Source organism: Paenibacillus sp. Pae15 (assembly GCF_024519685.1).
Classification (GTDB): domain Bacteria; phylum Bacillota; class Bacilli; order Paenibacillales; family NBRC-103111; genus Paenibacillus_G; species Paenibacillus_G naphthalenovorans.
On sequence record NZ_JALJRM010000028.1, the window covers coordinates 14,592 to 32,956 of the forward strand.

Consider the following 18,365-nt stretch of genomic DNA (forward strand, 5'->3'; position numbering starts at 1 on the left):
TCCCTAGCCTTTAACTCCAATCCGTATACAAGTCCGTCCGGCGGTCTCTCCACGTCGTGACGGAACCTTTCTCCCGAACCTCGTACAATAATGTCAGATCGAGATCTCCGGTAATGACCATATCGGCATTGATTTCACCAGCCGTCATGATGCCGCCCGGCGGAAAAGGAACGTCGTTAGGCGTAATGATCGCCGCCTGTCCGTAATTGCCGCGCATAAAATCAACCGTCGGCAGCGACCCGACAGTACCCGTTGTGACAACGTACACCTGATTCTCAATCGTACGCGCATGACAAGTATACCGCACCCGGTGAAAGCCGTGCCGGTCATCCGTGCAGGAAGGACAGAACAGAACGTCCGCTCCGCGCGCTTTGGCCATCCGGACAATTTCCGGGAACTCCATATCATAGCAAATCAGCATCGCGATGCGGCCTTTATCGGTATCAAAAACGTGAATTCCGTCTCCGGCCTGCATATTCCATTCTTTCACTTCTGTAGGGGTAATATGCAGTTTCCGCTGCTCCCCTACCTTGCCATCGGGATAAAATAGAAACGCCGTATTGAACAGCTTGCCCTGCTCTTCGATGATATGCGTTCCCCCGATGATATGCATCCCGGTTTCCGCCGCTAAAGACTTGAACAATTCCATGTACTTCTCCGTATATGAAGGCAGCTCTTCGATCGAAAGCGCCTTTTTGCTTCCGTCTTTGCCGATCGACATCAATTGCGTTGTGAACAGCTCGGGGAACAATACGAAATCCGATTCGAATTCCTCTGCGGTTTTGACATAATGAGTCACTTGGGAGGCAAACTCCTCAAAGCTGTTAATGGTATGCAGGTGATATTGAACTGCCGATACTCTTAATTTCATGTTGTTCTCCTTTCCGTTATGTCCATTATGGACCCGTCTGAACCGGGCTCCTCTTCTGTTGTTCCTTCAAGGATATCCTGAATCGGGTCGAAAAACAATATGTGCGGTTTTTTCATGCACCAGACGGTCATGGATCGCTGCCCTTCCACCTGTACGGTCTTGATCGGATCCACGAACTGGCCGTGCAATTTCTCCGCCATGCGGTGAAGCGCTCCGGCGTCTACCAGATACCTTTCGCTGCCGTCGGGCAGCTCAAAGCGATTCCCACCGAGCGGACGGACCTGATTCTCCATTCCGATCGTGGAGGCCAGACGCGCAAAAAATAAACCGCCCGGTTTGAGCACACGCCACATCTCCGAGACCATCCGCTGGAAGTGACGTTCGTCTTCCGCAAAATGCAGCACGGCACAGGAAATCACGACATCAAACGTACCGTTGGCGAAACTCAGCTTCTCTACCGATTCCACACGAAACTGATCCGGCGGCAGCTCGTTATTCAGTTCCAGGGCCAGCTCGCGAACCTTGCGAATCGCCTGCTCCGACCGGTCCACGGCGAATACGTCATAGTCTTCCTGCAGGAAATAGACCAGATTGCGTCCCTCTCCGCAGCCCGCATCAAGAATGCGCATGCCCGGGACGATCCGGCCTTTGAGCAGCTGGTCGAACAAATGAATGTCCATATTTCCGAATAGTTCCTTCACATTCATGCAGCCGGATTCACTCACTTCCAGATGGTGGCGTTTGTTCGATCATTATACCATCATCAGCGGCAGAAAACTACGATGTGTCTTTCAAGTGAACTCTCATTTCCAGGGAGTACCGCCACAACTGGCCGAAAATCCAAGCGTCAGCTATTTCATCCATGGTTCATGAACAGTTTGACATGATCCGACGAAATTCCGCAGGCTTTATCGGAGGGAACAACTGTTGTATACTGAGGATTCGAGGAAGGCAGTTTTTTGTGAGCGGATAACGGAAAGGAGCATTTATGAAATCATTAGTTCTTGCGGAGAAGCCAAGCGTGGCCAAAGAAATCGCCCGTGTGCTCGGCTGTACACAGAAGCATAAGCACTATATAGAAGGTCCCTCCTATGTAGTCACTTGGGCATTGGGACATTTGGTCACGCTTGCCGAGCCGGAGGAATACGACCCAAAGTACAAAAGCTGGAACCTTGAAGATCTTCCGCTGCTTCCGAAGCGCATGAAGCTGAAGGTCATTCGGGAGACGGCGCCTCAATTCAAAGCCATCGCCCAATTGGCCGGCCGCAGCGATCTGAAAGAGCTGATCATTGCTACAGACGCAGGACGCGAGGGCGAATTGGTGGCCCGATGGATCATGGAGATGATCCGCTGGAGAAAACCGTTCAAGCGGCTCTGGATCTCGTCGCAGACGGATAAGGCTATCCGCGAAGGATTCGCTTCGCTCAAGCCGGGTCCCTCCTACGATCCGCTCTACCGTTCTGCGGTATGCCGCGCGGAAGCCGATTGGCTGATCGGACTCAATATTACGCGCGCATTAACCTGCAAGCATAACGCACAGCTGGCCGCCGGACGGGTGCAAACGCCTACGCTGGCGGCTCTGATGGATCGCGAACGGCAGATTAAAGCGTTCCAGGCCAAAGATTATTGGATGCTGCGCGCACAGTTCGGCTCATTCCAAGCCGTGTGGCGAAGCCAATCGCAGCCGGACGGGCGCCTGTTCGACAAATCGGCGGCCGACGCGCTGCTGAATCGTCTGAACACCGTTCGTTCCGCCAAAATATCCCGGTTGAAGGTAACGGAGAAAACCGAGCCCCATCCGCTCGCTTACGATTTGACGGAACTGCAGCGTGATGCGAACAAGAGATTCGGATTTACGGCCAAGCAGACATCGAATGTGCTTCAGCGGTTGTACGAGCAGCACAAGCTGGTCACCTACCCGAGAACCGATTCCCGGTACCTTTCATCGGATATGGTATCCACGCTGCCGGATCGGCTTAAGGCGCTGCAGCTACCGCCTTACGCTGCCTGGGTCAAACCGCTGGGGAACAAGCCGCTGCCGGTAACGAAGCGCATAGTAGACGACAGCAAAGTATCCGACCACCATGCGATCATCCCTACCGATGAGCGCCCGCAGCTGCAAAGCTTGACCGCAGATGAGCGAAAGCTTTATGACATGATCGTACGCCGGTTTATCGCGCTGTTTTACCCTGCCTTCCGGTATGACGAAACGTCCGTTACCGTTGATATCGGCGGTGAAAGCTTTCATGCCAAGGGCCGGATTACACGTGAAGCGGGCTGGAAAACGCTGTATGAAGCCGATTCAATGGCTGCTGACGATGAAGTGGAAGATGCTGCGGAGGATGACACTTCTTCCCGCCAATCGCTTCCACCGCTTCAAGAAGGCCTGGAACTGAAAGAGATCCGGCTGAGCTTACAGAAGCAGACGACCAAACCGCCAAGCCGTTATACGGAAGCAGCTTTGCTGTCGCACATGGAGAAGCACAACCTCGGGACACCGGCCACACGGGCGGACATTATAGAGAAGCTTCTGCAGACCGATACGATCGAACGGCGGATGAACACGCTGCAGCCTACCGGCAAAGGCGTTCAATTGATCGAGCTTGTCGTGCCCGAGCTTCGCTCCCATGAGCTTACTGCCGCATGGGAGCAGGAACTGGAGCGGATATCCAAAGGAAAAGGCGACGCCGATGCCTTCATGGAAAGCATCCGTAAACAAACGCAAGCCATCGTGAATCAGGTTAAAGCAAGCGCAGCGGAATACAAGCCTCACAATTTGACGAGCTCCCGCTGTCCTGATTGCGGCAACCCGCTCCAGGAGATCAAGGGCAAACGCGGAAAGATGCTGGTTTGCAGCAGCCGGGAATGCTCTTACAAGCGCGCAGCCGAGGTGCCGTTATCCAATAAACGCTGCCCTCAATGCCGCAAAAAGATGGAAATTCATATGGGGAAAGCGGGCAAATATGCCCAGTGCCGTCCATGCAACGTTATAGAGATGCTTGGCGAATCGGGCAGCAAAGGCGGGCGCGCGGCGAAGCGCCAGCAAGCGCAGTTAGCCAAGCAGTATAGTGACAATGTGGAGCTGACCTCCAGCCTCGAAGAAGCGTTCAGGGCCGCACTGCAGAAAAAACAGGAATAGCGGCGGAGCACAAATTTCTCTCCAATGCAGGATGAAAAAAAGGGTTGTCAGCTCAATGACAACCCTTTTTACTTGGTCCAAACGTTTTCATCCCCGATCCGCTTAACCGATCCGATGCCTTACCTCCCGCTCATAGAACGACCTAAGCTGCTGCTTCTCCGATTCCGTGAAGCGAAACTCGCAATCCCGCCCTTCGTCCTGCGGCACGATATCAAAGATCTCGCCGTCATGCGTACAAACGAGCAATGCGCTGAGCTCTTCAATTCCTTCCGGCGGCACTGCTCCGTCGGCCAACCGGAAGCGCACCTCGACATCGATCCATTGCTCATCTCTCGGTTCGATGCGGGCTTCCATCCGCTCAAATCGCAGCTCTTTCAGCTCTGTACCCCCATAAGCAATCATAATCCTTTACTTCACCGCCTTGATCTCTGGATCCAACAGATCCTTTAACGCCATCTCAAGCACCGGGAAATGAAATTGAAACCCTTGGTTAATCGCCACATCCGGAATAACCCTTTGTCCTTCCAGCAGCAGCATCGACATTTCTCCAAACATGAGCTTCAACACGAAGGAAGGAAGCGGAAATCCATACGGCTTATTCATGAATTTGGCCAGCTGTCTTCCGAACTCGTCATTGGTAACAGGCTGCGGCGCCGTGGCATTCACCGGTCCTTCGATGTCTTCCTTTTCAATACAGAATTCGATCAGTCGGACGAGATCACGAATATGAATCCAGGACAGCAGCTGCTTGCCGCTGCCGATACGGCCGCCTAAGCCGAACTTGAAAGGGAGGCTCATTTTCGGAAATGCCCCTCCGTCCTTGGCGAGCACCACTCCGATCCGCAGAAGAACAACGCGAATATCCGGAATCAACTCCGCCGCGGCTTCCCATTTATCCGCAACATTGGACAGGAAATCATTTACGTTAAGATCGCTTTCTTCCGTAAAGCTGGCATTTTCCGAGCTGCCATAGATCCCTACGGCCGAGGCATTGATCAGCACCGGTTTGTTTTCCATACGTTCGATGATGCTTCGTACCCGCTCGACGGAATCCAACCGCGATTGCAGGATGCGCTCCTTGGCCTTTGGCGTCCACCGTTGGTTAATGGTTTCACCCGCCAAATTGACGATCGCATCGACCCCTTCGAGAGGTTTTACGTTTTTTTCCAGTTCTTCCCATGTGATATTGCGGATTAGCGGATGCTCGGATTTGTGCTTTTGCCTGGAGATGAGTAAGACGGTTGTCTTTTTATCTAAAAAATATTGGGTCAGGTGTTTTCCTATAAAGCCTGTTCCCCCTGCAATGGCCACTTTCATGCTTTTCCTCCGCTCAATCGTAAAATTTGCTATGAGACTCATTATATATCAAAATGTAAGCTCGAACAAAGAAAAGTCAAGACGAATCGTTCTTGCTGCATGATTTCGTTTCGCCATATCATACAGATAAGGTGAAAAGATGGAATCCAAAGAAGCGCTCGAGCATTTTGTCATGTATTTGCAAACCATAAACCGCCATTTACGCTCCCAAACGTTCGATCAGCAGGAAACCTCCCTGACCCGTGTACAATGGCTGCTGATGCGAAATCTTTACCGGAACGGAGCCTAAACGATCGGGCAGTTGGCCGGTCATCTGGACGTTCGCTCCAGTACGATGTCGCAAATGGTGGACCGTCTCGAAAAAGCGGGTTTGGCCTACCGGGAAAGCAGCGAGCCGGATGCCCGTGTGAGATGGGTGAAGCTGACGGAGGAAGGCAAACGTGTGATTCGCCAAACCGAAACATTGTGGGCGCAAACCTTATCCGAACCGTTCGAGCAGTTCAGCGAAGCTGAAAGACAACAGTTCTTGGAGTTTATGCACCGTTTATCCGAAGCCCTCCCCGCCAAAAAAGCGTTAGTTTCTCAGGGCGGTATCCCGCCGGTTCTCCGATGGATCTCATCCCCTGGATCAAGAAGAACCCGAAGGGGCCTACCCGGTCCGGGAATCACACCTCGCTCAAAAAAACAAAAAAAGGCCCGCTTGCCTGGGAACCAGCCAGAGTTCCAGGCAGCGGGCTTTCTGTTTGAGGGTCAGGTTTGGGTTGAAGGAAAGCTTCGTTCGATGAAGCTCAGCGCTTCGGGCAAATGCCCTCCGAAATAGTCCCAATTGTGATCTCCCTCAAACTCCATATACTCATGCTCATATCCAAGCTGATCCAGCAGCGCCTTGTAAGCGGAGTTCAAAGGATATAAGTAATCGGAAAAGCCGCAGTTAAAATGCAGCGCCGGCCGATTTTTCTCCCGGACGCGCCGCGATGCAAGCACGTGCAGGTCAAGCTCCTTTACGTAGGACCCATGCACCGGACCGGTCATCCGGACAACCTCGGAACGAAGCATTTGCTCGGTCATCAAATTCGCAGACATGAGCGCCCCGGATATGCTGGCTGCCGCACCGAATACGTCCGGATTTCGCAGCGCGAGCACGAAAGCGCCGTAACCGCCCATGGATAATCCGCACACCGCTCTTTGCGTACGGTCAGCGATGGTCCGAAACTCCCGGTCGATGGCGGGAATCACGTCGTACAGTACATAATCCTCGAACCGTCCGCTGCCGTCATACCAGTTTACATAGAACGTTCCGTGCCCGTATCCACCGTCGCTAATCATCACTACGATGCTTTCCCGGAGCGCTCCGGAGGAGATCATATCATCAAGCGTAGCTTCCGCATTACCCTTGACGATCCAGCTGGTTTCATCGCCATTCAGCCCATGAAGCAAATAAATAACGGGATACCGCGTTTCCTCGGACTGCTCGTAGCTTGCAGGAAGGTAGACATGACAAACTTTTCTCGAGTACAACGCGCCTGAAAAAAACGAAAACGGCTTCACACTCATTCGATCCCTCTCCTTTGCTTGTTTCGGTGCGCATTAATTCAGAACGGCACTCATATGCTGCTTGGTGATAGACCAATGGGAGGTGTTCCAGACCGTTTCTTTATTTTTGATATATAAAATTTGCGGAGACGCATGCTTGATCCCCGTATCCTCAGCGATTTGATTGGATACCGGACGGGATTCAATCACTTTGACAAGGATGTAATCGACATCGGTATTCGGGTTTTTGCTCAGATAGCCTTCAAATTCCTCCAAAGCGTTGGCGCTGACCGGACAAGCCGTGCTATGCTTCAGCACCACAACCGGCTTCGAAGTGGTACCTTCAAAAATGGTGTTCCATTCCTCGTTCGTCGTAATCTCTTTCCAATGTGCCATGTGTTCCGCTTCCTTTCATTTCTTTATTTATGATCGTAATAATGATGTTCGGCTTCCACATCCGCGCCAAGGCGAAGAATGCCAAAGGAATAACGGGGCTGCCGGCGTTTATCGGTTGGCGAACCGGGATTGAACAGTAGTATTCCGTCTTTTCTTTCCAAATAGGGCGTATGCGAATGTCCGAACAGAATAATATCAACGGTCCCCTTACCATCCGAATCCCAAAAAGCTTGAAAAGCCGTATCCGGGGTTGAACGACCTCCATCGCCGTGAATCAAGCCAATCCGGTAACCCGCCAGCTCCAGCACCTTTCGGCGGCCGAATCTGCGGACGATTGCGGGTCCGTCATTGTTACCGGCAACGCCGTCTATCGGAGCCAGGTCGGCGAAGAGATCAACCACCTCTTCATCAATCCAGTCGCCCGTATGAAGGATCATGTCCACTCCCCGAAGACCTTCTACCAAATCTTGAGGCAGTGATTGGGACCTTCTGAACATGTGTGTGTCCGAGACGACGCCGATTCGCATCGAACCCCATCCTTCCTGATTTGTTTATCCCTTTATTTTACCATAATTGCTCTTAAAAGAAAAAGCTCTTTGCCGACGTCTCAACGAGAAAAGCCGCCTTTCTCGTTGATGCGCAAGGCGGCTCAGACAACTAAAACCCATAAGCCTATGCGCTCATGGGTTTATATAGTCCGGTAATGGTTTGTACGGGTGCTGCCGCAAACGGTCTGCGGACGGCATGAAGTACTTATGGCATGCCTGTCAAATTCAACGCTTGCGAGGAAATATCCTCTTTAAAACGTCCCATGCAGTTGCACAAATAATCTTTACGGCAAATCGGGCAAGGCTCTTTGAGCAGACGGTTAATATGAGTAACCTTCGCGCCTCCGGAAACGTCTTGTTCGTAAATAAGACGGCAAACCGTCCGGTCCTTGAGTTGAGCTACGATTTCGAATAACCCGTTCTTCGAATTGTGACTGACGATTTTGGCATCAACGACTTGAGGATTATATGCCATCTTCAGCACCTCTTTCCTTTATGTATTAAAGCGGCAATCCGTTTGCAATATGAATCATATCGTTTTTTAACACTCTCCGTCAAGCGACCTGCCCTGTCATTCACATGAAAAGGCCCTTCACTGGTATTCGATCCTCAGGCTCGATGCCGACTCCTTAGCCTGCTTCCGCGCCTGTTCAACGGTATCGGCCGAACTGAGCGCCACGGCCATACGGCGGCCTTTCTTTGTCTCCGGTTTCCCAAATATCCGCACTTGCGAATTCGGAACCGCCAGGGCTTCCTCAAGCCCTCCGATCCGGAATGTTTCCGTCTCCCTATCCGCCTTCAAAGTATAGGAGGCTCCTGGCGTCAGAAGACGAATCGTCGGAACAGGAAAACCGAGAATCGCCCGGACGTGCAGCGCAAACTCAGACAAATCCTGCGTTACCATGGTAACCATCCCTGTATCGTGAGGACGCGGACTAACTTCACTGAAATAGACACGATCCGGAGCCAGGAACAGCTCGACACCATAAATCCCTGCCCCGCCCAGCGCATCGGTAATCGATTTTGCTATATGCTGCGCTTCCCGGATCTGCGCTTCGCTCATGGCATGCGGCTGCCAGGATTCGATGTAATCGCCGTCCTTTTGAATGTGCCCTATAGGCGCACAGTACGTCGTACCGGACACCGAACGAACCGTGAGCAGGGTAATCTCCGAATCAAAATGGATAAATTCCTCCACGATGACACGCGTTTTTTTGGCGCGTCCCCCTTCCATCGCGGCATTCCATGAGGCTTCTACATCATCCGGAGTGCGGCAAATGCTTTGTCCTTTCCCCGAGGAGCTCATGATCGGTTTAATGACGCATGGAGTGCCAATTTGAGCGACTGCGGCTCGCAGCTGTTCCAAACTGTCGGCAAAGGCAAATTTGGCCGTAGGCAGGCCAAGCTGTTCCGCTGCAAGTCTGCGGATTCCTTCGCGGTCCATCGTGAGTCTGGCCGCCGTTGCCGTTGGCACAACCTTGTATCCTTCCCGCTCCAAATCCACCAGCGTCGGGGTCGCGATCGCCTCGATCTCTGGAACGATCAGATCCGGCTTCTCCTGCTCGATGACCCGCCGCAGCTCTTCGCCGTCCAGCATGTTTATAACATAAGACCGATGAGCCGCCTGCATCGCCGGAGCATTGGCATACCGGTCCACGGCAATCGTTTCTACACCAAGCCGCTGCGCTTCGATCACTACCTCTTTCCCCAGCTCGCCCGAACCGAGCAGCAGCATTTTTTTGGCTTGTCCAGATAGCGGTGCACCATACATGTAAACGTTCCTCCCAAAATCTTATCATTTTAATGCCTAACGCAGTTATACTGTACTTGAAATGATTTTTCAAGAAAATTTTAGAAAGCCGGCACATAAAAGCTTAAGATTATATTTTAACAACCTTACAATTGTCAAGTTAATTATGTTAAAATAGAACCAAGAAGAGGTGAAGACGATGACAGAAAACTCGCAACCTGTATGTGCCAGGCAGCAGCTTTGCCCTAAATTCGAAGCTGCTTTCGAAATACTCGGTAAGCGCTGGAGCGGTCTGATTATCCGCGCTCTGCTCGAAGGACCATGCCGTTTCAAGGATATCTCCGAGATGATCCCCGGCATGAGCGACCGGATGCTTGCAGAGCGGTTCAAGGAGCTGGAGGCGGCCGGCCTGATCAGCCGAAATGTTTATCCGGAGACACCGGTAAGAATCGAATATCAGCTGACGGAAAAGGGAAAAGCGTTGGAGCCGGTAATGGATGCCGTGCAGAAGTGGGGAGAAACGTGGGTCAAGTGACCCCGTTTCCATCCTGTTGATATTAAAAGTTTTTTATGTATGCCAATCACATATCGCCATTCGGATATTAAAAACTCCTGGTACCGGTTGGATTACCCGACACAGGAGTTTTTTGTCATTTCCTTGTATTCGTATCGTCTGGAAATACATATTGAACCATCGTATTAAACTCGTTCATATAATCCGTAAACGTGCCGCGCTCTTGCTCCTCCTTGGCGTATAGGCGGATCCGCTGCACGAAATTCGGATTGGCCGACACGTATACCTGATCAATATTTGTCGGGGCATGCTGCAGCACCAGCTTTCGGATTTCATCCGACAAGCTTGTCGATAAGCCGCCGTTCTCCGTCCAGGAATACTGGTTCGGACCTCGCTCTGAAGCAAATATGCCTACGCCGCCTGCAGGTGTAATCCGGTATTTCATCATGTCGGGCGAAGCTTCTGAATCCGGATTATGGCCTTCCATGACGACCGCTACATAACCGTTCACTTCGGTAAGCAGCACCTGCGCTTCCTGAATTCCGGGCAAGCTTTTCACCCTCTCCGCCAACTGCGGGTCGAAACCGGCCGTATTCGTCAAATGAGGGTTGGTCATATCGAGCTGCTCACGTCCGCTGTACTCCGTACCCTTACGATTCTGCTGCTCATCCACCCAGCGCTGCTTTACACCGAGGGACGGGTCCTCGTTGTTTCGCGAATCCCGGTCGAAGAGCGCCTGCTGGCGGTAATCCTCCATGCCTCCTCCAGGACGGCTGGCCTCGGGCTTGTTTCCTGCACACGCGCCGAGAAGCAGCAAACAGACTGCCGCGGAGAAAAGGAATAACGGGCGCTTCCGGTTTATGCTTATGTTCATCCTTCGATCGTCCCTCCTGTTGCTTGTCTTGATCGACTCACGCTTAGGATGAATCACTGTCCGGAAAATATGCGCATTATTCCTTTTTTTCTCCGTCATCCTTATTCAGCTTGTCCAGAAGCTTCCGCACGCTGTCCTCGGAAAGATCCCCCTCCGCCTTGAATTTGGCGAGCTGCTGCGCGATCTCCAGTCCCAGCGCCTCATGCTCCTCTTCTTCCGCGGCATAAGAGGGATCAAACCAAACATAATCGCCCTCCGGTCCATTCCTCAAAAAAGGTTTATCCCAATGGTTGGGATAATCGTACGGCTGCTCTCCAAACAACAGACCGAGCACATCATCGCTGGTGAGAGGCATCAATTGATGAAAAACTTCTTCCTGCCCCGAATCCGGCCCGACGGCTTTGAAATTCCGGTGCAGATAAGCATAGTGCAAATAATGCTCTCCGGTTTCTATATCTTTTGCAATTTCATACATTTCATGTTCAAGCTCTTTTAAGGAACGAACGGTCTTCAAGCGCTCTCCAAGCACTTGGGAAGGCACACGTTTCCACTCCGTCCAAGATCCGCCCAATGTCATATTGAATCCAAGCTCCTTTACGCTTTATGAAATCTTATCATCCCATCGTTCCGGCGAAAGCCGCAGCGAGCGCCGGGGCAGCCGCCATTTGAAAGTCACCGAAAGCATGCGTAAGGTGACAATGAGCGCGAACAAAAATAACAAAGGCCAGGAGCCTTGAAACCATCCCATACCAATGACAAGACCGGCAAGCATGCCCCATACGGCATAGATCTCATCGCGCAGCACCAGCGGCTTCCGGCCGGCCAGCACATCGCGAATGATGCCCCCTCCGATTCCGGTCAGCATCGCAGCCACAATGACGGCGCTGAGAGGCACATTCATCTGCGTCGCATACAAAGCGCCCTGAATGGAAAACGCAGCCAAGCCGATGGCATCGAAAAGCGACTCCCAGGTTTTCCATCGCCGGATCCAGCTTACAGGCACGATAAAAACGAGAAATGCGGCAAATAACGCGATTTTTAAAAAGAAGCCCTGGTTCCATAACGTCGTAACCGGAATTCCGATCAGCACATTGCGGACGACGCCGCCGCCAAAAGCCGTCACAAAAGCCAAAACGAATACGCCAAGCATGTCGTACTCCTCTTCCATGGCTACTACCGCGCCAGAAATGGCAAACGCAATCGTACCGATCAGGCTGAATAGTTGTAAATGAAGCTCCATCAGTTCACTCATGAGTCATTAATCCAGATTCCAGTCCAAAGTAATGACATTGCCCGTGCGCGACGATTCATAGATGGCTTCCAGCACCAGGCTGTTCGTTAACCCCGACATCGCTGAGGCGATCGGCTCGCGGTTATTGCGGATGGATTCAATAAAATGACGGCTCATCCTGACTCTTGGACCTTCGTCATCCTGCGGCGCCGTCAGTTCGACATCGGCGGTACGGTCAAAGAGCTCGCTATGCAGTACGCCCTTGCCGCCGCGCAGTGAGGCTCCGCCTTCCGAACCCATTAAATAAATGTACGGGCCGTTATCCTGGAAAGTCGTGTGCGCCGCCCAGCTTACGTCCAGTGTCAGCGTGCTGCCGTTGTCCAGCTTGATCAAGGCCGTAGCCAAGTCCTCCACATCATAGAAGCCGTCCCAGTCCGGCTTGCCCCAGGTGCCGATGCCTCTCTTCTTCGGTCCAAACTCCGCATAAGTCGTACCGAACACGGAGACCGGCTTCGGACTGCCCATGAAATGGAGCGACAGATCCAGCATATGAACGCCCAAATCGATCAGCGGTCCGCCGCCTGCTTTGTGCATCCGGGTAAACCATGTGCCCCAGCCTGGAATGCCTTTGCGGCGCATCCAGCCCGCTTTGACATTGTAGATGTTTCCCAATGCGCCCTTGTCAATTTGCTCTTTCACCTGCATATTTAACGAATCCCAACGCATTTGATGGGACATCATCAGCACTTTCCCGGACTTGAGGTACGTCTTCATGATTTCTTTAGCCGAAGCGGCGTTAATCGCCATAGGCTTCTCCAGCAGCACATGTTTGCCGGCTTGCAGGGCATCGATAGCTATCGGAGCATGAGACTCATTCGGTACGGCGATAATTACCGCATCGATGCTGGAATCCTGCAGCAGTTCCTGATATGTATTATAAATTTTCGGAATGTTGTATTGCTTGGCCCGTTCGATCGCCATAGGCTGGTAAGCGTCCGTGACCGCGACGATCTGCGCTTCGGAAACTTTACCGAATTCTTGAAGATGGACATTTCCGATTCCTCCGGCACCGATGATGCCGATTTGAATTTTATCATTTGTACTCATCACTTGCGTTTTCCTCCGTTTGCCGTGTTGTTGCATCCAAACTGTACCTACTATATCATATACCGGGCGGAAAAGGTAATTGAAAAAAACGGCTTCCTCCGGGCTCTTTTCCCCTCGTCAGCCGCTTCCTTGAGACGGGCTACAAAATGCCCATATCCTTGGCCTTTTGCGCCGCTTCTTTACTGCTTTTGCCCCCGAGCTTTTTAAGAATATTGCCGACATGAACCTTAACGGTTCGTATGGAGATCACAAATTTGTCGGCGATTTGCGTCTGGGTGTGCCCTTTATCGATCAAATCGAGCACCTGAATTTCAGTCGGTGTAAGCAAATTTTTCAGTTCTTTGGCCCGCATCTCCTTCTCCAACTGCTTGAGGCGCCGGAATTCTTCGCGCATTTGTGCGGCTACGCTGGGGTGAATAGCGCTTCGGTTGGCATAAGCGCTGCGAATGGCCTGCGGGATTTCGGTGAAATTGGATTTGACCATGTAATCCACGGCCCCGGCTTTGAACGCGTCGAAAATCAATTCCTTATCCTCCATGGAAGAAAGCATAATGACGCGCGCGCCGCTGCACTTGACGATTTCCGCAGCAGCCCAAATCCCTTCCGGGCTATCAGACATCATAATGTCCATTAAAACAACGTCCGCTTCCGTCTTCTCCAGCAGCTCCACCGCCGCTTTCCCGGAAGAAGCGTGACCGACCAGCCTGATATCCGGTTCCTTTTGCAGGTAGCTTTGCAGCCCGCGCAGCCAGTCAGGATCGTCCTCTACGATCACGACGCGAATCCCGCTCTGCTCCATTTAACCCAACTCCCTTTCCGCCGCAAGCGGTTTCCGTTTCGGAAACTGCATGAACACACTGGTTCCTTGACCCGGTTTGCTGTGAATGCTAATCGTTCCTTTGTGCTTTTGAACTATATTATAACAGTATGACAGACCTAATCCGAAGTTCATGTTTTTCCCTTTTTTGGTAGAGTAAAACGGATCGAACACCCGTTTTAGCTGATGTTTTTCCATGCCTGGTCCGGTATCCTTGATTTCCGCGACGATTTTTCGCTTTGTTTCCGTCAATCTGACCGTTAACCGTCCGCCGCCGGGCATCGCTTCCATCGCATTGGTCAGCACGTTCGTCCAAACCTCTGCAAGCAGCACCCGGTCAGCCGACATGGTGCCGTTATACGTATATTGTTCAATCACTTCAATGCCCGCAAGCTCCGGCGACAGCATGCGCAGGCACTGCCGCATGAGTTCCGCCGGACGAACTTCCTCAAGCTTAAGCTCTACTTCTTGGGTCTGTCCATGTATGCGATATATCATGTCATAAATATGCTGCGATGCCTGTAAAATGACTTCAACATCCTGAATGATCCGAGAAGAATCCGCCTGCCCGGACACGGCTTCCGATTTGATCTTATCGCCAAACAGCCTGATTTTGCCCACATCATTTTTGATCGCATGGTTCAGAATGGATGTTCCCGAGGTGATCGCACGAAGCGTATAATCGAGCTTTTGGTTTTGGATAGAGATCTGAAGTCCCATAAATCCGTAACGGAAGCTGGAGACGATGATGACGGCTAAAGTAAACGCAATGACCCAGGCATTGTAACGCCACCATTCGTACGTTTCAAAGAAATGCGGCAGCAAATAAAGCGTAAACAGCGCAAAAAACAATGCAGGCGCCGCTGCCGCCGTCGTCATCATCCGGCTGCGCCGTAGAAATGAATTGCGTTCCTTCAGCGTGGCTGCCACAAGCAGCCCAATGCCAGTTAAAATATACGGAGCTGCCCATAGGGTCACGTAACTATAAGGAATAGGCTCGTTCGGCTTCGGCTCGAAAGCCAAAGAGAGCAGAACCGGAACAAGAAGCAGCCAGGGGATATAGCGTCTTTTGGTCCACAACGAGTAACCCGGATAATAAACGACGGCAAACATCAGGAACGTGTAGGGCAAACCGTAGTAACAAATACGCGAACAAGCCGTCTCCACGATGGGAAGCAACTCCGCCAGCAGTTCCGTCATCCAGCCGCGGCCGGCCAAATAAGGTATAAGCTGATCCCCGATGACGGCGGCCATTCCGCCGGACCCTCCGGTAAATGCGATGCTGCTGATCCACCGTGTCGTCTGCCGCTTCGGGTCGGTTACGATCAGGAGCAGGCCGATCGACCATAGTCCGATGACTACAAACAGCATAGCTGACACACTTCCGTCCTAATTATATTCTCCTTTCAAAAGCTCCAATTCATGGAGGCAGCGCTCGGCCCAGCGAATCATCCGCCGCAGTTCTTCCTCCTGCCGCTGCAGGGCACTGTGCAGTGACTCTTTGTAATCCGGCACCGGGCCGCTATAAGGCCGAACCGTATTTAACGGCATCAGCGCGATTTCCTGATATGCAAGCGCACGCCTCTGATGAAAGAACGCCACGTCGGGGTCCATATTCGTGTGCAAATCGCCCTGTGTCGGATGTTTGACTACAGCTAAAATTTTCACCGCAGCTTTGGCGTTGGAGGTCTGCTCCACCACTTCACCGATATATTCGCCGGTTTTGTAGGAAGCTCTGACCCGCGTGCCCGGTTCATAAGCGAATGATTCCATATTTTAGGATCGTCTCCTTTTGAAGGATGATAGGTTGGATTGATCTTCAAATCTTCAAGACCGATCGGTTACTTTGCCGCTCTCGTCCAGCATCCACAGGCGAAGCTCTTGTACGCTTCCCAGGCGGTACAGAAGCGCGGCGGGATTTCCGTCCTCGATCCGGACGAGACAAGGGACACTCTCAATTTGCCAACCGTGAGCCAGTCCCGGGGCATAGTTGATATTGCAGAGGCCGACAGGAATGTCCGGGTGCATGGCCGCGATGACTTCAAGCATGCGCATGCCTACCTTGCAAGTCCCGCACAGTGGCGTATAAAAATAGATAAAGCGAATATCCTGCTTCGCCGCTTTACCGCCCGATCGTTTCAACAGTTGCTTCTCGGTCCATTCCGGCAGCATCGTCTGCTCCCCCATCTTTTTTACATGTTGCTTCCTTGTGTACTAATCTATTAGAATGTAGCTATATATGACAAGGGCAGGTGTGAAAGATGTCAGACTCCACGAACATAAACGAGCCGCGCAAGATCAGCTTGGCTGATGCCATTAAAAACAAGCTCGCGCAGAAAAAACAAGGGCAGCACGAAGCCAGGGCAAACGCCCAGCAGCGGGCAGGCAGCGATGCGGTCATGCGCAGCCAGAACAATAAAAAGCCAAACAACCAAAGGCGCCGTACCGGCGGGAGCTAGTCTTGCGCTCCGCAGCCGTATGGGAAAGAAGGATGAGCACCGCTTGATCGGCGGCAGCTCATCCTTTTTCCTGTTTCCGTTATGCGTACAGCGCTTCACGCTGCTTCTTGATCTCTTCATTCTCCAAGTATTCATCATATGTGATGCTCTTGTCGATCAAACCGTTCGGAGTAATTTCGATAATCCGGTTGGCAATGGTTTGCACGAATTGATGGTCATGAGAAACGAAAAGAATCGTTCCGTCGAAGTCGATTAATCCGTTGTTGAGCGCCGTGATAGATTCCAGATCCAAGTGGTTTGTCGGCTCATCCAGAATCAGCACATTGCCGCCGCTCATCATCATTTTGGAAAGCATGCAGCGCACCTTCTCGCCCCCGGACAGCACGCTCGCCTTCTTCAATGCTTCTTCGCCGGAGAACAGCATGCGTCCAAGGAACCCGCGGATGTACGATTCATCCTGCTCCTTGGAGTATTGGCGCAGCCAATCGACCAGGTTCAAGTCCGTATCGAAATAAGCGGAGTTGTCTTTCGGGAAATACGCTTGTGAAGTCGTTATGCCCCAGCTGAATTCGCCCGAATCCGCTTCAATTTCGCCCATCAGAATTTGGAAGAGCGTGGTCTTGGCAATGCCGTTCGGTCCAACGAAAGCGATCTTATCGCCTTTATTGACCGTAAAGCTGATATTGTTCAACACCTGCTGCCCGTCGATCGTTTTATTGATCCGATCAACGGTAAGCAGTTGCTTGCCCGCTTCACGCTCCGGCGTGAATTTGATGAACGGGTACTTCCTTGTGGACGGTTTAATATCCTCGAGCTGCAGCTTCTCAAGCATTTTCTTACGGGAGGTCGCCTGCTTCGATTTGGACGCGTTTGCGCTAAAACGACGAATGAACTCCTCCAGCTCCTTGCGCTTCTCTTCCGTCTTCTTGTTCTGCTCTCTGACAAGCTTCAAGGCAAGCTGACTCGATTCGTACCAGAAATCGTAGTTACCGACATAAAGCTGGATTTTACCGAAATCGATGTCGGCAATATGCGTACATACCTGATTCAAAAAATGGCGATCATGGGATACAACAATGACCGTCCCTTCGAATTTGGCCAGGAAATTCTCCAGCCAATTGATGGATTCGATATCCAAATGGTTCGTCGGCTCGTCAAGCAGCAGGATGTTCGGATTTCCGAACAGGGCTTGAGCCAGCAAAACACGTACTTTCTGATTGCCGTCCAGCTCTTTCATTTTCAGATCATGCAGATCTTTGGGAATACCGAGCCCGATCAAAAGCTCGGCCGCATCGGATTCCGCTTGCCAGCCGTCCAGATCCTGAAACTCGCCTTCCAGCTCCGCGGCGCGCATCCCGTCCTCCTCGGAAAAATCGGGCTTGGCGTACAAAGCGTCCTTTTCCTCCATAATCTGAAACAACCGCGCATGGCCCATAATGACGGTTTTGAGCACTTCCACTTCTTCATATTCAAAATGGTTCTGCTTCAGCACGGCCAGCCGTTCGCCCGGAGTAATGCTTACTTCGCCTTTATTCGGCTCCAGCTCGCCGGACAAAATTTTTAAAAAGGTCGATTTACCGGCACCGTTAGCGCCGATTAAGCCATAGCAGTTTCCCGGTGTAAATTTGATGTTGACATCCTCGAATAAAGCTCGTTTTCCGTATCTCAAGGTGACGTTCGTAACGGTAATCATATGATAAAAAACCTACTTTCCAAATAGACTGAAGTATCCCTTAAAAAAGATGACAGCTTCCAAATTTATATTATAGCACAAGTTGCATACGGTTCCCAATACGTGTAAGTTTTTTT

At 51.7% G+C, this 18,365-nt stretch carries 23 protein-coding genes; 5 read left to right on the top strand and 18 right to left on the bottom strand.

Features of this window, described 5'->3' with window-relative positions:
- Positions 1-10: 10 nt before the first annotated feature.
- Positions 11-871, bottom strand: a complete 861-nt coding sequence (locus NR121_RS19730; RefSeq protein ID WP_062408699.1) for a carbon-nitrogen hydrolase family protein — start codon at positions 869-871, stop codon at positions 11-13.
- A complete protein-coding gene (locus NR121_RS19735) occupies positions 868-1,578 on the bottom strand; it encodes a class I SAM-dependent methyltransferase (protein ID WP_074726895.1) in 711 nt (236 codons plus the stop codon). Before NR121_RS19735 ends, NR121_RS19730 begins: the two co-directional genes overlap by 4 nt.
- A 281-nt stretch (positions 1,579-1,859) precedes the next feature.
- Between NR121_RS19735 and NR121_RS19740 the strand changes: the two genes are divergently transcribed.
- On the top strand, positions 1,860-4,010 hold the full coding sequence (locus NR121_RS19740) for a DNA topoisomerase III (protein ID WP_062408701.1): 2,151 nt from the start codon (positions 1,860-1,862) through the stop codon (positions 4,008-4,010).
- 102 nt (positions 4,011-4,112) lie between these two features.
- On the opposite strand, the gene NR121_RS19745 is transcribed toward NR121_RS19740, so the two are convergent.
- Together NR121_RS19745 and NR121_RS19750 are read right to left on the bottom strand one after the other, a co-directional pair.
- Positions 4,113-4,412, bottom strand: coding sequence for a hypothetical protein (locus NR121_RS19745; protein WP_054818251.1), 300 nt, complete (start codon positions 4,410-4,412; stop codon positions 4,113-4,115).
- A 6-nt stretch (positions 4,413-4,418) separates the two neighbouring features.
- Positions 4,419-5,327, bottom strand: a complete 909-nt coding sequence (locus NR121_RS19750; RefSeq protein ID WP_074726894.1) for a TIGR01777 family oxidoreductase — start codon at positions 5,325-5,327, stop codon at positions 4,419-4,421.
- A 139-nt stretch (positions 5,328-5,466) separates the two neighbouring features.
- Here NR121_RS19750 and NR121_RS19755 point away from each other — a divergent pair, with 139 nt between their 5' ends.
- Together NR121_RS19755 and NR121_RS19760 are read left to right on the top strand one after the other, a co-directional pair.
- A complete protein-coding gene (locus NR121_RS19755; RefSeq protein WP_249929437.1) occupies positions 5,467-5,616 on the top strand; it encodes a hypothetical protein in 150 nt (49 codons plus the stop codon).
- A gap of 12 nt (positions 5,617-5,628) precedes the next feature.
- The gene (locus NR121_RS19760; RefSeq protein ID WP_074726893.1) at positions 5,629-6,147 is read left to right on the top strand and encodes a MarR family winged helix-turn-helix transcriptional regulator; all 519 of its coding nucleotides are present in this window, start codon (positions 5,629-5,631) and stop codon (positions 6,145-6,147) included.
- On the opposite strand, the gene NR121_RS19765 is transcribed toward NR121_RS19760, so the two are convergent.
- The 5 genes from NR121_RS19765 to purT form a co-directional block, all read right to left on the bottom strand.
- Positions 6,078-6,881, bottom strand: a complete 804-nt coding sequence (locus tag NR121_RS19765; protein ID WP_054818249.1) for an alpha/beta hydrolase — start codon at positions 6,879-6,881, stop codon at positions 6,078-6,080. The genes NR121_RS19760 and NR121_RS19765 overlap by 70 nt on opposite strands.
- Positions 6,882-6,914: 33 nt before the next feature.
- On the bottom strand, positions 6,915-7,256 hold the full coding sequence (gene ytxJ, locus NR121_RS19770; protein WP_074726892.1) for a bacillithiol system redox-active protein YtxJ: 342 nt from the start codon (positions 7,254-7,256) through the stop codon (positions 6,915-6,917).
- 23 nt (positions 7,257-7,279) lie between these two features.
- The gene (locus NR121_RS19775) at positions 7,280-7,783 is read right to left on the bottom strand and encodes a metallophosphoesterase family protein (RefSeq protein ID WP_062408705.1); all 504 of its coding nucleotides are present in this window, start codon (positions 7,781-7,783) and stop codon (positions 7,280-7,282) included.
- Between the two features lie 226 nt (positions 7,784-8,009).
- Complete coding sequence (locus tag NR121_RS19780; protein WP_054818248.1) at positions 8,010-8,279, bottom strand: hypothetical protein; 270 nt, start codon at positions 8,277-8,279, stop codon at positions 8,010-8,012.
- A gap of 117 nt (positions 8,280-8,396) precedes the next feature.
- Complete coding sequence (gene purT / locus NR121_RS19785) at positions 8,397-9,575, bottom strand: formate-dependent phosphoribosylglycinamide formyltransferase (RefSeq protein WP_074726891.1); 1,179 nt, start codon at positions 9,573-9,575, stop codon at positions 8,397-8,399.
- Positions 9,576-9,753: 178 nt separating this feature from the next.
- Between purT and NR121_RS19790 the strand changes: the two genes are divergently transcribed.
- A complete protein-coding gene (locus NR121_RS19790; RefSeq protein ID WP_054818247.1) occupies positions 9,754-10,089 on the top strand; it encodes a winged helix-turn-helix transcriptional regulator in 336 nt (111 codons plus the stop codon).
- 115 nt (positions 10,090-10,204) lie between these two features.
- Here the strand turns inward: NR121_RS19790 and NR121_RS19795 are convergent, their stop codons facing one another.
- The 8 genes from NR121_RS19795 to NR121_RS19830 form a co-directional block, all read right to left on the bottom strand.
- Positions 10,205-10,942 carry a YhcN/YlaJ family sporulation lipoprotein gene (locus NR121_RS19795; protein ID WP_054818246.1) on the bottom strand — a complete coding sequence of 246 codons (738 nt, stop codon included), beginning with the start codon at positions 10,940-10,942 and terminating at the stop codon, positions 10,205-10,207.
- 76 nt (positions 10,943-11,018) lie between these two features.
- Positions 11,019-11,519 (bottom strand): hypothetical protein, encoded by a 501-nt coding sequence (locus NR121_RS19800; protein ID WP_062408707.1) that lies wholly within the window; start codon positions 11,517-11,519, stop codon positions 11,019-11,021.
- Positions 11,520-11,543: 24 nt separating this feature from the next.
- Complete coding sequence (locus NR121_RS19805; RefSeq protein ID WP_062408708.1) at positions 11,544-12,194, bottom strand: trimeric intracellular cation channel family protein; 651 nt, start codon at positions 12,192-12,194, stop codon at positions 11,544-11,546.
- A 6-nt stretch (positions 12,195-12,200) separates the two neighbouring features.
- Positions 12,201-13,280 carry a Gfo/Idh/MocA family protein gene (locus tag NR121_RS19810; RefSeq protein ID WP_054818243.1) on the bottom strand — a complete coding sequence of 360 codons (1,080 nt, stop codon included), beginning with the start codon at positions 13,278-13,280 and terminating at the stop codon, positions 12,201-12,203.
- Positions 13,281-13,419: 139 nt separating this feature from the next.
- Complete coding sequence (locus NR121_RS19815; protein ID WP_062408710.1) at positions 13,420-14,079, bottom strand: response regulator; 660 nt, start codon at positions 14,077-14,079, stop codon at positions 13,420-13,422.
- On the bottom strand, positions 14,080-15,468 hold the full coding sequence (locus NR121_RS19820) for a sensor histidine kinase (RefSeq protein WP_074726890.1): 1,389 nt from the start codon (positions 15,466-15,468) through the stop codon (positions 14,080-14,082). It lies immediately after the preceding gene.
- Between the two features lie 18 nt (positions 15,469-15,486).
- Positions 15,487-15,870, bottom strand: a complete 384-nt coding sequence (gene kapB, locus NR121_RS19825) for a kinase-associated lipoprotein KapB (protein WP_074726889.1) — start codon at positions 15,868-15,870, stop codon at positions 15,487-15,489.
- A 54-nt stretch (positions 15,871-15,924) separates the two neighbouring features.
- Entirely contained in the window at positions 15,925-16,269 is a 345-nt protein-coding gene (locus NR121_RS19830) for a thioredoxin family protein (RefSeq protein WP_254611212.1), read from the bottom strand.
- Positions 16,270-16,358: 89 nt separating this feature from the next.
- On the opposite strand from NR121_RS19830, the gene NR121_RS19835 reads away from it, so the two are divergent.
- The gene (locus NR121_RS19835) at positions 16,359-16,556 is read left to right on the top strand and encodes a hypothetical protein (RefSeq protein ID WP_074726888.1); all 198 of its coding nucleotides are present in this window, start codon (positions 16,359-16,361) and stop codon (positions 16,554-16,556) included.
- Positions 16,557-16,635: 79 nt separating this feature from the next.
- Here the strand turns inward: NR121_RS19835 and NR121_RS19840 are convergent, their stop codons facing one another.
- Positions 16,636-18,249, bottom strand: a complete 1,614-nt coding sequence (locus NR121_RS19840; protein ID WP_062408714.1) for an ABC-F family ATP-binding cassette domain-containing protein — start codon at positions 18,247-18,249, stop codon at positions 16,636-16,638.
- Positions 18,250-18,365 lie beyond the last annotated feature (116 nt).

Coding starts and splice junctions, on each gene's coding strand:
- NR121_RS19730 (WP_062408699.1), bottom strand. CDS start 871: ATGAAATTAAGAGTATCGGCAGTTCAATATCACCTGCATACCATTAAC.
- NR121_RS19735 (WP_074726895.1), bottom strand. CDS start 1,578: ATGAATGTGAAGGAACTATTCGGAAATATGGACATTCATTTGTTCGAC.
- NR121_RS19740 (WP_062408701.1), top strand. CDS start 1,860: ATGAAATCATTAGTTCTTGCGGAGAAGCCAAGCGTGGCCAAAGAAATC.
- NR121_RS19745 (WP_054818251.1), bottom strand. CDS start 4,412: ATGATTGCTTATGGGGGTACAGAGCTGAAAGAGCTGCGATTTGAGCGG.
- NR121_RS19750 (WP_074726894.1), bottom strand. CDS start 5,327: ATGAAAGTGGCCATTGCAGGGGGAACAGGCTTTATAGGAAAACACCTG.
- NR121_RS19755 (WP_249929437.1), top strand. CDS start 5,467: ATGGAATCCAAAGAAGCGCTCGAGCATTTTGTCATGTATTTGCAAACC.
- NR121_RS19765 (WP_054818249.1), bottom strand. CDS start 6,881: ATGAGTGTGAAGCCGTTTTCGTTTTTTTCAGGCGCGTTGTACTCGAGA.
- ytxJ (WP_074726892.1), bottom strand. CDS start 7,256: ATGGCACATTGGAAAGAGATTACGACGAACGAGGAATGGAACACCATT.
- NR121_RS19775 (WP_062408705.1), bottom strand. CDS start 7,783: ATGCGAATCGGCGTCGTCTCGGACACACACATGTTCAGAAGGTCCCAA.
- NR121_RS19780 (WP_054818248.1), bottom strand. CDS start 8,279: ATGGCATATAATCCTCAAGTCGTTGATGCCAAAATCGTCAGTCACAAT.
- purT (WP_074726891.1), bottom strand. CDS start 9,575: ATGTATGGTGCACCGCTATCTGGACAAGCCAAAAAAATGCTGCTGCTC.
- NR121_RS19790 (WP_054818247.1), top strand. CDS start 9,754: ATGACAGAAAACTCGCAACCTGTATGTGCCAGGCAGCAGCTTTGCCCT.
- NR121_RS19795 (WP_054818246.1), bottom strand. CDS start 10,942: ATGAACATAAGCATAAACCGGAAGCGCCCGTTATTCCTTTTCTCCGCG.
- NR121_RS19800 (WP_062408707.1), bottom strand. CDS start 11,519: ATGACATTGGGCGGATCTTGGACGGAGTGGAAACGTGTGCCTTCCCAA.
- NR121_RS19805 (WP_062408708.1), bottom strand. CDS start 12,194: ATGAGTGAACTGATGGAGCTTCATTTACAACTATTCAGCCTGATCGGT.
- NR121_RS19810 (WP_054818243.1), bottom strand. CDS start 13,280: ATGAGTACAAATGATAAAATTCAAATCGGCATCATCGGTGCCGGAGGA.
- NR121_RS19815 (WP_062408710.1), bottom strand. CDS start 14,079: ATGGAGCAGAGCGGGATTCGCGTCGTGATCGTAGAGGACGATCCTGAC.
- NR121_RS19820 (WP_074726890.1), bottom strand. CDS start 15,468: ATGCTGTTTGTAGTCATCGGACTATGGTCGATCGGCCTGCTCCTGATC.
- kapB (WP_074726889.1), bottom strand. CDS start 15,870: ATGGAATCATTCGCTTATGAACCGGGCACGCGGGTCAGAGCTTCCTAC.
- NR121_RS19830 (WP_254611212.1), bottom strand. CDS start 16,269: ATGCTGCCGGAATGGACCGAGAAGCAACTGTTGAAACGATCGGGCGGT.
- NR121_RS19835 (WP_074726888.1), top strand. CDS start 16,359: ATGTCAGACTCCACGAACATAAACGAGCCGCGCAAGATCAGCTTGGCT.
- NR121_RS19840 (WP_062408714.1), bottom strand. CDS start 18,249: ATGATTACCGTTACGAACGTCACCTTGAGATACGGAAAACGAGCTTTA.